13 protein-coding genes are annotated in these 11,011 nt (G+C 64.0%); 10 read left to right on the top strand and 3 right to left on the bottom strand.

What is annotated here, in order from left to right:
• Positions 1–213 precede the first annotated feature (213 nt).
• Entirely contained in the window at positions 214–516 is a 303-nt protein-coding gene (locus PHI64_RS22375) for a helix-turn-helix domain-containing protein (protein WP_296403052.1), read from the top strand.
• A 12-nt stretch (positions 517–528) separates the two neighbouring features.
• Here PHI64_RS22375 and PHI64_RS22370 read toward each other — a convergent pair whose 3' ends face one another.
• Positions 529–1,380, bottom strand: coding sequence for a radical SAM protein (locus tag PHI64_RS22370; RefSeq protein WP_299888227.1), 852 nt, complete (start codon positions 1,378–1,380; stop codon positions 529–531).
• 67 nt (positions 1,381–1,447) lie between these two features.
• Here PHI64_RS22370 and queD point away from each other — a divergent pair, with 67 nt between their 5' ends.
• Entirely contained in the window at positions 1,448–1,900 is a 453-nt protein-coding gene (queD, locus tag PHI64_RS22365; protein WP_296575357.1) for a 6-carboxytetrahydropterin synthase QueD, read from the top strand.
• Between the two features lie 36 nt (positions 1,901–1,936).
• Here the strand turns inward: queD and PHI64_RS22360 are convergent, their stop codons facing one another.
• Positions 1,937–2,635, bottom strand: a complete 699-nt coding sequence (locus PHI64_RS22360; RefSeq protein ID WP_299888221.1) for a fumarylacetoacetate hydrolase family protein — start codon at positions 2,633–2,635, stop codon at positions 1,937–1,939.
• 143 nt (positions 2,636–2,778) lie between these two features.
• On the opposite strand from PHI64_RS22360, the gene PHI64_RS22355 reads away from it, so the two are divergent.
• The 4 genes from PHI64_RS22355 (at position 2,779) to PHI64_RS22340 (ending at position 6,458) form a co-directional block, all read left to right on the top strand.
• A complete protein-coding gene (locus tag PHI64_RS22355) occupies positions 2,779–3,354 on the top strand; it encodes a DJ-1/PfpI family protein (RefSeq protein ID WP_299888217.1) in 576 nt (191 codons plus the stop codon).
• 87 nt (positions 3,355–3,441) lie between these two features.
• On the top strand, positions 3,442–3,798 hold the full coding sequence (locus tag PHI64_RS22350; RefSeq protein ID WP_299888215.1) for a ribbon-helix-helix domain-containing protein: 357 nt from the start codon (positions 3,442–3,444) through the stop codon (positions 3,796–3,798).
• 11 nt (positions 3,799–3,809) lie between these two features.
• Positions 3,810–4,514 carry a glutathione binding-like protein gene (locus tag PHI64_RS22345; RefSeq protein ID WP_299888212.1) on the top strand — a complete coding sequence of 235 codons (705 nt, stop codon included), beginning with the start codon at positions 3,810–3,812 and terminating at the stop codon, positions 4,512–4,514.
• A 114-nt stretch (positions 4,515–4,628) separates the two neighbouring features.
• On the top strand, positions 4,629–6,458 hold the full coding sequence (locus tag PHI64_RS22340; protein WP_299888209.1) for a DEAD/DEAH box helicase: 1,830 nt from the start codon (positions 4,629–4,631) through the stop codon (positions 6,456–6,458).
• 17 nt (positions 6,459–6,475) lie between these two features.
• Here PHI64_RS22340 and PHI64_RS22335 read toward each other — a convergent pair whose 3' ends face one another.
• Complete coding sequence (locus PHI64_RS22335; protein WP_299888206.1) at positions 6,476–7,819, bottom strand: HD-GYP domain-containing protein; 1,344 nt, start codon at positions 7,817–7,819, stop codon at positions 6,476–6,478.
• Positions 7,820–8,017: 198 nt separating this feature from the next.
• Here PHI64_RS22335 and PHI64_RS22330 point away from each other — a divergent pair, with 198 nt between their 5' ends.
• The 4 genes from PHI64_RS22330 to PHI64_RS22315 form a co-directional block, all read left to right on the top strand.
• Positions 8,018–8,644 (top strand): DUF47 domain-containing protein, encoded by a 627-nt coding sequence (locus PHI64_RS22330; RefSeq protein WP_299888203.1) that lies wholly within the window; start codon positions 8,018–8,020, stop codon positions 8,642–8,644.
• A gap of 8 nt (positions 8,645–8,652) precedes the next feature.
• The gene (locus tag PHI64_RS22325) at positions 8,653–9,660 is read left to right on the top strand and encodes an inorganic phosphate transporter (RefSeq protein WP_299888200.1); all 1,008 of its coding nucleotides are present in this window, start codon (positions 8,653–8,655) and stop codon (positions 9,658–9,660) included.
• Between the two features lie 75 nt (positions 9,661–9,735).
• Positions 9,736–9,975, top strand: a complete 240-nt coding sequence (locus tag PHI64_RS22320) for a hypothetical protein (RefSeq protein WP_299888197.1) — start codon at positions 9,736–9,738, stop codon at positions 9,973–9,975.
• Positions 9,972–11,011, top strand: a 1,040-nt coding sequence (locus tag PHI64_RS22315) for a DUF1615 domain-containing protein (RefSeq protein ID WP_299888194.1), incomplete at its 3' end; no start/stop codon positions are given. The genes PHI64_RS22320 and PHI64_RS22315, both read left to right, overlap by 4 nt.

Here is an 11,011-nt window from a genome sequence, read left to right as displayed (position 1 = left end):
CGGATAACGCGATCTCGTGCAGCTTCGAGTTTCTTTTGGGGGCCGTGTTCCACATCACGAAATCAAACTGTGGAAAACCCTAACCAAAGCAAATATGTCGTTGTATGAGTTGCGGGTAGTGATCTATACTTTTCGACATATAACGAAAGTTATATCCCACAGCAGCTAGTCTGTTGTTAAAACTGACAAGAGCAACCCCTTGAGGATGGCAAAATGAAAACTACTGAAAAAGTCGATGTCCGTGAGATCCGTCGCAAGCTGGGCATGAACCAGTCCCAGTTCTGGTCCAAGATCGGCGTGACCCAGAGCGGTGGCTCCCGCTACGAAAGCGGCCGCAACATTCCCCGCCCTGTCCAGGCCCTGCTGCGCCTTGTTCATATCGAGCAGGTTGATATCAGCAAGATCAAGAAGGATGACGTGGAAGTTGTCGAATACCTGAAGAGCACCAACCCGGAGCTGTTCAAGACCTTGAAGAAGGAAGCGCGCGCCAAGAAGAAGGAACGCGTGGCCCACTGATGCGGGCTCGGGTCAGGGGCTGACCGTCACCGTCAGCCCCTCGTCCTTCAATATATGGGCAATGCCCTCGAGCACGTCAGGTTCCAGGCGTTGCAGATGCACGGCTTCCGGCTGGAAGGACTGGCGGGCCACGCCGTACAGGTGAACGCCGCGTAGAGTCGCAATTCCAGCCATCTTCAGCAGATCCACATAGGCATCGATGAATGCCTGTGTCGGCACGACCCCGTCCCACCCGAACAGGCAGGTCTGCACCCAGGCCGGGCACAAGGACGCGCACAGGGCCAGGCGCCGCGCATGGGCCTGTGGCTTGATGTCTACGCCGTTGATGCGCGCGATGTCGGCCTCCGTTCCTGCATCCAGCTTGAACCACACTTCTCCTCCCGCAGTCGCAAGCGCCTTCAGGGCCGCCTGAACCGCCGGCCGATCCACCAGGCTGCCATTGGTGATCAGGCGGATCGGTACTTCGCCGAGGCCTGCAGTGTCCCGGATCGCCACGACCCGCTCGACGATCTCCCCGAAATTCCTGCACCCGGTCGGTTCGCCGTTGCCCGAGAAGGCGATGTCACGTATCACCCGCGCCTCGGGCGGAACATGTTCGGCCATGAAGCGGCCGTGGATCAGCTCGTCGAGAAACCCGGCCAGCTCGCGCTCCAGCTGGGGAAGATTGATCTCCGGCGCCGCACCGCGCACCAGCCCGGGTACCTGGCAGTAGGCACAGTGCCAGTTGCAGGCGTTGTTCGGGTTGAGATTGATGCCCACCGAAACGCCACCGGCACGCCGCGACACCACCGGGTAGACATAAGTCATGTCGATGAAGCTCCGGTTGTGGTCGCTGACCGTGAGCATCTGGCCATTCGTGAGCATGTGCGTGTCCGGGTGTAAATGGAGGTCGCGTATACTACGGGACCTTTTTTCACGACCGGTGTACCCCATGCGTATCACGCGCCGCCTGGAATTCGACGCGGGCCACCGCATTCCCGACCACGCCAGCCAGTGCCGCCACCTGCACGGCCACCGCTACGCGCTGGAGATCACCCTGTCCGGGGAGATCATCCAAGCCTCCGGTGCGGCGGTTAACGGCATGGTGATGGACTTCGCCGACGTCAAGGCGGTGGCCAAGCAGCATCTTGTTGACGTGTGGGATCACGCCTTCCTGGCCTACAGGGGCGATACCGCCGTGGTGAGCTTCCTGCAGGGCATGCCCGGCCACAAGACGGTGGTGCTGGATGTCGTCCCCACCGCCGAGAACCTGGCCGCCGAGGCCTTCCGCATCCTCGATCCGCTGTACCGGGACGTGTATGGCAATCACCTGCGTCTGGAGCGGGTGCGTCTCTACGAAACCCCCAACTGCTGGGCCGACGCCCTCCGCACCGAGCAGGGCTGATGCGCCGGGCAGGGTGAGCGCCCTGCCCCGTCGGCTTCAGACGATGCGCAGCGACAGGCTGCCGAGCCCGTCCACGCCGGCCTCGATCACATCTCCCGCCACCACCGGCCCGACACCCTCCGGCGTTCCGGTGAAGATCAGATCGCCCGGCTCCAGGCGGAAGTAGGTGGACAGATTGGCAATGATCTCCGCCACCGACCAGCTCATGTCCGCCACCCGTGCCGACTGGCGCAGCTGCCCATTGACCTTCAGCCAGATCGGCGCCTGCTCCACCGGGCCGGCTTCCGCCGCCGGCACAAGGGGCGCGATGGGGGCCGAGCTGTCGAAAGCCTTTCCGAGCTCCCACGGGCGCCCCTTGTCGCGCAGCGCAAACTGCAGATCCCGCCGGGTCATGTCCAGCCCCGCACCGTAGCCCCACACGTGGGCGGCCGCCTCATCCACCGGAATGTTCACACCGCCCTGCCCGATGGCCACCACCAGCTCGATCTCATGATGAAGGTTGGCAGTGGCCAGCGCATAGGGCAGCGCGACGGTCTGGCCGGCCGCCACCGGGACCAGCGCATCGGCGGGCTTGCAGAAGAAGAACGGCGGCTCGCGGCTCGGGTCGGAGCCCATCTCGCGGGCATGGGCCGCGTAGTTACGCCCGACGCAGTAGATCCGACGCACCGGAAACAGCGCATCGCTGCCGGCGACAGGAACAACCGCCTGAGCAGGCTGGGGGATTGCATAGGCCATCAGGGAACTCCGCGCAAAGCCGCCATCATGACCAAACTGCGCCCGCCCGTCAGCCCTCCCGGGGCTCTGCAGTAACCGGCTACCACCCGGCCCTCCAGCGCCCGCGCCACACTGCCTCCACCCCCTATCACATGGAGACAGGCATGGCCAAAATACTGATGATCTGCGGCGACTTCTGCGAAGACTACGAAACCATGGTGCCGTTCCAGACCCTCATTGCCGTTGGCCATACGGTGCATGCCGTATGCCCGGACAAGAAGGCCGGCGACACCATTGCTACCGCCATCCATGATTTCGAAGGCGACCAGACCTACACCGAGAAGCGCGGTCACAACTTTGCCCTCAACGCCACCTTTGCCGAGATCCGTGCCGAGGACTACGACGCCCTGGTGATCCCCGGCGGCCGTGGCCCCGAGTACCTGCGCATGTATCCGGCCGTGATCGAGGCCGTGCGACACTTTTTCGCGACCGACAAGCCGGTGGCCGCCGTCTGCCACGGGGCCCAGCTCCTGGCTGGCGCCCGGGTGCTCGAAGGTCGCATCTGCTCGGCCTACCCCGCCTGTCAGGTCGAGGTCGAACTGGCCGGCGGCACCTATGCGGCCATCCCCATCGACCAAGCCATCACCGACCGCAACCTGGTCACCGCACCAGCCTGGCCGGCCCACCCGGCCTGGCTGGCCCAGTTCCTGGCCGTGCTCGGTACCCGGATCAGCCACTGATCAGGATTGTCCCCAACTCGGCGCATGCCCCCGCAGCACCTACAATGGTCTGGCGGGGGCGTTCCCCGTTTCAGGAGCCACGCGACGATGTGCCAGATCTTCATCAACGCCGACCCGGAGCTGTACGCCACCCGCAGCCGTTCGATCCGTCTGCACGGTGTTGCCACCAGCCTGCGCCTGGAAAACCTGTTCTGGGCAGTACTTGAGGAGATCGGCGAACGGGATACCCTCAGCGTCCCCCAGCTTGTCAGCCGCCTTTACGACGAACTGGTGGCGAGCGGCCGCCTTGATGAGCACGCGAACTTTACGTCCTTCCTGCGGGTCACCTGCATGCGCTACCAGCAACTCCAGCTGGCCGGCCGCATCCCAACCGACCCCCGCATTCCCATTCGCGGCCTCGACGCTGCCTGGGTGCTGGCCACCGAACACCGCCCTGCCGCCTGAGTACACTGACCATGATCGACCTCTACTACTGGACCACGCCCAACGGGCACAAGATCACTCTCTTCCTAGAGGAGAGCGGCCTACCCTACCGGATCCTGCCCATCAACATCGGCAAGGGTGAGCAGTTCCATCCCGACTTCCTGCGCATCGCCCCGAACAACCGCATTCCGGCCATCGTCGACACCGACCCAACTGGTGGTGGCGAGCCGATATCCGTCTTTGAATCGGGAGCCATCCTCCTCTACCTGGCTGAAAAGAGCGGGCGCTTCCTGTCCGCCGATCCGCGCGTGCGCATCGACACCTTGCAATGGCTGTTCTGGCAGATGGGCGGCCTTGGCCCCATGGCCGGCCAGAACCACCACTTCGTGCAATACGCCCCCGAGAACCTCCCCTACGCCATTGAGCGCTACGTAAAGGAAACTGCGCGTCTCTATGCCGTGCTCGACAGGCGCCTGGCCGACAGGGATTTCGTCGCCGGCCCCGACTACTCGATTGCCGACATGGCCTGCTACCCGTGGATCGTGCCCCATACCCGTCAGCGTCAGAACCTCGACGACTTCCCCAACCTGAAGCGCTGGTTCGAGGCCATCCAGCAGCGGCCGGCCACCCAGCGGGCCTATGCCCTGGCTGCGGACATCAATACGGCACCCTCGGTCAGTGAAGAATCCCGCCGGATTCTCTTCGGGCAGGACGCAACCATCGTCACAAAACCCTGAACCACTCATGGGACGGGCGCGCCAGCTTCCGGTAAAATCGCGGTTTATCTGAAGCCGCTTCTTTCACCGGGCCCAAGACTGCTTCACCTTTCACCCGGCCCGCGCCCCGCTCCCATGACCGCTCCCATCGAACGTTTCGACCAGCTCGATCTCCAGGCCCCCATCCTCGCGGCCCTCGCCGAGATCGGGTACGAAACCCCCTCGCCCATCCAGGCGGCCTGCATCCCGCACCTGCTGGCCGGCCACGACATCCTCGGCGAGGCCCAGACCGGCACCGGCAAGACTGCCGCCTTCGCCCTCCCCGCCCTCGATCGTGTCGACATCAGCAAGCGCAACCCGCAGGTGCTGGTGCTGGCCCCCACCCGTGAGCTTGCCATCCAGGTTTCCGAAGCCTTCCAGCGCTACGCCAGCAAGATGCCGGGGTTTCATGTGCTGCCCATCTACGGCGGCCAGAGCATGGTCGTGCAGCTGCGTCAGCTCCAGCGTGGCGCCCACGTGGTGGTCGGCACCCCGGGCCGGGTCATGGACCACATCGAGCGCAAGAGCCTCAACCTCGATGGGCTGAGCACCCTGGTGCTCGACGAGGCCGACGAGATGCTGCGCATGGGCTTCATCGACGATGTCGAGTGGATCCTCCAGCACCTGCCCGCCGAACGTCAGACGGCGCTCTTCTCGGCCACCATGCCGGACGCCATCCGCCGGGTCGCCCACCGCTACCTGCGGGATCCGAAAGAGGTGAAGATCAAGGCCGCCACGGCCACCGTCTCCACCATCCGCCAGCGCTTCCTGCAGATCGCCGGCGCCCACAAGCTCGATGCCCTGACCCGCATCCTCGAAGTCGAGGATGACTTCGACGCCGCCATCGTCTTCGTGCGCACCAAAACGGCCACCGTCGAACTGGCCGAGAAGCTCGAAGCCCGTGGTTACGCCGCCGCCTGCCTCAACGGTGACATGACCCAGCAGCTCCGCGAGCGGGTTATCGAGCAGCTAAAGAACAAGACCCTCGATATCGTCGTCGCCACCGACGTGGCCGCCCGCGGCATCGACGTGCCGCGCGTCAGCCATGTCATCAACTTTGACATTCCCTACGACACCGAGGCCTACGTCCACCGCATCGGCCGCACCGGCCGCGCCGGCCGCGCCGGCAACGCGATTCTCTTCGTCGCCCCGCGCGAGACCCATCTCCTGCGGCAGATCGAGCGAGCCACCCGCCAGCCCATCGAACTGCTCAAGCTGCCCAGCCGCGAGGCTGTTGCCGACAAGCGCGTCGCCGCCTTCCGCCAGCAGGTGGCCGAGGTGCTGGAGTCCGAAGATCTGAGCTTCTTCGTCGACGTGATCGCCGGCATGGAAGCCCAGCACGACACCGAGATCCACGAAATCGCCGCTGCCCTGGCCTTCCTCGCCCAGAAGGATCGCCCCCTGCAGATGCCCGAAACCGGCCGGCCCGACATCGCCCAGCTGGCCGGCGGCAAACCTGACGCACGTACCCCGCGGGATACCCGTGAAACCCGGCAGGCGCGTGAGCCCCGCGAGAACCGGGGCGAGATCCTCGAACGGCGCCGCGACTATGCCGAAGGCCGCCTGGCACGCTACCGCATCGACGTGGGGCGCGAGCACATGGCTTCGCCAAAGGACATCGTCGGGGCCATTGCCAACGAAGCCGGCATCGAAAGCCGCTTCATCGGCCAGATCAACCTTTTCGAGGACTACAGCACTGTCGAGCTGCCCTCTGATCTGTCCAACGACACGATTCAGATTCTGCGTCGGGCGCGGGTTCGCCAGCAGCCTCTCAACCTCCGCCTCGCGAGCCCTGAAGAAGCTGCCCGCGAACGCGGTCGCTCCGGTCCTGGCGGTCGTGGTGCTCCCCCCAAGAAGCCTTTCCGCAAGGAAGGCGGCTTTGATCGCCCGGGTGGCGACTTCAAGTCCCGCAAGCCCAAGCCCTGATCCCGCGGCGGCCTCGATCAGTTCAGGTCGAGGCCGCCAACGATCTGCTTCAGGGCATCGAAGCAGCGGGCGTCGATGGCACGCCCCACCTCTTCACCCATGATCACAAGGGTCTTCTCTACCGGCACCGCCCCGCGATAGGGGCGCTCGGCAGTGATCGCGTCAAAGATATCCGCCGTCGTGATGATGCGGGTTTCCAGGGAAATCGCATCTCCCCGCATTCCCCGCGGGTAGCCCTTGCCGTCCAGGCGTTCGTGGTGCGCCCCGGACACCCTCGCCAGCTCCTCGAAGGCATCGATTCGCGACAGGATGGATTCGGTGTAAAGGGCGTGGCGCTGCACTGCTGCCCACTCCTCCTCGTCCAGCTTGCCCGGCTTGTCGAGGATCGTGTTGCTCACCCCAAGCTTGCCCATGTCGTGGAGCAAGGCCCCGCGCCGGAGCCAGCGTCGGCGTGCCGGATCAAGCTCCAACGCCTCCGCGATCCGGTCGGTGTAAAGCGCCACACGGCTGCTGTGGCCCGCCGTATAGGGGCTCTTGGAGTCCACCACCTGACCGAAGGCGGCTGCGATTTCGTCCAGATAGTCTTCATCCAGCGGAACCACAAAACGCCCCGGCTCCAGGGCAAACACCGCGCGATCCAGGCCAGGCTCCACCAGTCGTTCCCAGAATGCCGCCGACTCCGCTACCCGCCGGAAGGCCGCGACCACGGCCGGGTCGAACCAGCCACCACTACGGTCCTCCACCTCCCAGCAGGCCGCATCCCTGCCATCGGTGACGTTGAACACATCCACGACCTGGGCCAGCAAGGCGATCCGCGAGAAAATCGGGATTGCCTCACCCGCCAGCTTCGCCGGCCGGCCGCCGCCATCCCAATGCTCGTCCAGGCAGTGAATGCCCATCGCCACCGCTTCGCTGAAGCGTAGCTGCCTCGAGATGCTTGCGCCCCGGGTGCAGCGGGTTTCGATCAACTCTTGGGCGATGTCCTCACCATTCCGGAAAATATGGGCGATGGCTTTGAAGCGGTCACTCAAGCCTGCGCCCAGACCGGTGTGCCCGATGACGAACTTCAACACCTTGGGCAGGCTTCCATCCACAGATTTGAAGTCGTGCTTGAAGGACAGGTCGTCGGTAAGGTACAGCTCGCAGATCCGAGCTGCGTTGCTGCTGCAGCCCAGATCTTTCAGTAGCAGCGTGTAGTAGAGCTCCCACAAGGTCTCGTCGGAAAGCCCCATGGCCCGGCCTACGTGCATCCCGATCCAGCAGCAGCGCACACAGTGCCCTTCCGGCTGCCCTTCAGTGATGTCAAGGGCGTGGCTGAGGGCCCCGATCAGTTCCGACAATTTCAAACCCTTCAGTGGCATTGCGCTGCTCCAAGCCAGATACGTGTCTGCCCGCCGTGCATCGGGTGGCGGGTTCATTCCAGCCTAACGGCAGCAGGCGGGGGGACTGAAGAAGGGCAATACGTTGTAAGCGCCCTACAGTCGGCGCGTGTTGGTGCGTGAGCTTCGGGCGCCTCTGTTAAAATGAAACATTACAGTCATTCGATTGCCACATAACCCATGTTCGGACGCCTACTGCCCCAAGAGGGCCGTTTTTTTGAACTCTTCAACTCCCATGCGGAGCAAATTGTCCTCGGCGGTCAGGCACTCGTCAGCCTGATGGAGGATCTGGCCAGCGCAGAGCAGCACATCGGCGCCATCGAAGTCATCGAACAAGCCGCAGACAAGATTACTCATGAAACCGTCGCCCAGCTCCACAAGAGCTTCATCACCCCTCTTGATCGCGACGAGATCCACAGCCTCATCAACGCCATGGACGACATCCTCGATACCGTCCAGGACGTCGCCGAGTGCACTACGCTCTACCATATTCAACGCATCACCCCGGAAGCCCTGCAACTGGCCAACGTGAGTCTGTCCTGCTGTACCCGGGTGAAGATCGTCGTCGGGCTCATCTCCAACATGGACAACGCCAGCGCCATCCTCCAGACCTGCCAGGAAATCGACCGACTCGAAACCGACGCCGATCGCATCATGCGCGGCGCCATGTCGCGGCTCTTCCGCGACGAGCGTGACGCACTTCAGGTCATGAAGTTGAAGGCCATCTACGAGCAGCTCGAATCGATTACCGACCGCTGCGAGGACGTCGCCAAGATCGTCGAAGGCATCGTGCTCGAAAACGCCTGAGCACTGCCATGGAAACCGTACAGATCGGGTTCTGGGTCATCGCCGGGCTGGTTGTGGTCGCCCTGCTTTTTGACTTCATGAACGGCTTTCACGACGCGGCCAATGCCATCGCCACCGTCGTCTCCACTGGCGTGCTCAAGCCCCACCAGGCGGTGGCCTGGGCAGCCTTCTTCAACTTCGTGGCCCTCTTCGTGTTTCAACTGAAAGTGGCCAGTACCGTCGGCAAGGGCATCATCGACCCTTCCGTGGTGGATCACTACCTGATCTTCGGCGCCCTTCTGGGGGCTATCGCCTGGAACGTGGTGACCTGGTACTACGGCATTCCGTCCAGCTCATCCCACGCTCTCATCGGTGGCATTGTCGGTGCAGCCATTGCCAAGGCGGGTACCGACCCGCTGATCTCGTCGGGCATCTGGAAGACCGTCGCCTTCATCATCATTTCGCCACTTTTCGGCTATGTGCTCGGTTCCCTCATGCTGGTGATCGTGGCCTGGGTCTGCCGCAACAAGACCCAGCGCCGGGTAGACAAGTGGTTCCGCCGCCTGCAATTGGTCTCCGCGGCCATGTACAGCCTTGGCCACGGCGGCAACGATGCCCAGAAGACCGTCGGCATCATTTGGATGCTGTTGCTGGCGGCGGGTGTCACCGCCCACGGCGATCCGGTTCCCATGTGGGTCGTGGTGCTGTGTTACCTGGCCATCGGCCTCGGCACCCTGTTTGGTGGGTGGCGCATCGTCAAGACCATGGGTCAGCGCATCACCAAGCTCAAGCCCGTGGGTGGCTTCTGTGCCGAGACTGGCGGGGCCATCACCCTGTTCCTTGCCACCAGCTTGGGCATTCCGGTATCTACCACCCACACCATCACCGGGGCCATCGTCGGGGTCGGTTCGGTGCGCCGCACCGCCGCCGTGCGCTGGGGGGTGGCTGGCAACATTGTGTGGGCCTGGATACTCACCATTCCCTGTTCAGGCTTGATCGCCGCCGGCGGCTACTGGCTGGGCAGGTTCATTCTTTAGGGCGCCGGGGTGCTTGACGAGGACGGAGAGAAGCCCGATCCTCGCGCCACTCCGGTTTCCTGAATCTGCGCCCCCATGTCCTCACCTTCCCTCAAGCAGCAAAAGACCTTCGCACTGGTGCGCATCATCGGGGGCTTCGCCGCCGCCATGGTTCTGGGGTATTCCTTCGTCGCCAACGTGCTGGCCGGCCAGCCGGCCGAAGGCCCCGTTCTTCTTACCGGCGTCATGGCGCTGGTTGGTCTGGGCTATGCAGCCTTCTATACCCGTAGCCTGAGTCGCGTTGCGCGACTCGAAAAGGACACGGAGAAGGCTTGAAGTCCGCAGCACCCTTCCTTGGCGTGCTGATTGCCGTATCGCTGCTGGCGGGCTGTGCCAGCAGCGGGCCGGTCGAGTCACGCCCGTCACCCACGCTTCCGCCTGCGGTGCCACCCGCGCCAGGCCAGACACCAACGCCCCCACCTCGCCCGCCCGCCAGTGTCGAGCCGGCGCCCCCCCCAGTGCAGGTGCAGCTGCCGCCAATTGCGCCCGTGCCGCCTCCGCCCCCCCGGCCTGCCGCTGCAAGCTACCCGGACGAGCGCGAAGGCCGCGCCCTTGTCGCCAGCTATCTGCCCATGCCGCTGAAAGACCGGGACGGCTGGGCCGCTGACATCTTTACGGCCTTCAGCGCGCTGCGCCTACCACCTACACCCGATAACATCTGCGCCGTCATTGCGATCACCGAACAAGAATCCACCTTCCAGGCAGACCCGGAAGTCGCAGGGCTGTCACGCATTGTCTGGAAAGAGATAGAGGCGAGGCGGGAGCGCCTGCATCTGCCCAAGCTCTTGGTCGATGCGGCCCTGCTCAAGACCTCACCCGATGGCCGCAGCTACAAGGCGCGTATCGACAGCCTGCGTACCGAAAGGCAGATGAACGCACTGTTCGACGACATGATTTCCGAGCTGCCCGCGGGCAAGACCCTTCTCGGAGGTTACAACCCGGTCCGGACCGGCGGCCCCATGCAGGTCAGCGTGGCCTTTGCCGAAGAGCATGTGAAGGAGAAGGGCTACCCCTACCCGCGACGTGGCAGTGTGCGTGACGAGGTATTCACCCGTCGTGGCGGCCTCTACTTCGGCATTGCCATCCTGCTCGATTACCCCGCCCCCTACACCCAGCCCCTGTACCGTTTTGCCGATTTCAACGCTGGTCGCTACAGCAGCCGCAACGCGGCATTTCAGGGCGCCGTGTCCAGGCTTACCAACCAGTCCCTGGCCCTCGACGGCGATCTCCTGCGCTACACCGATGGAGCTCCTGCAGCGGAGCCCAGCGCGACCCTGACCGCACTGCAGAGCCCGGCAGGCCAGTTGGGCCC

The sequence above is a fragment of the Zoogloea sp. genome (genome assembly GCF_028689785.1).
Classification (GTDB): Bacteria; Pseudomonadota; Gammaproteobacteria; order Burkholderiales; family Rhodocyclaceae; genus Zoogloea.
Note: the sequence above shows the minus strand (reverse complement) of the source record. Positions and strands in the feature narration are given on the sequence as shown.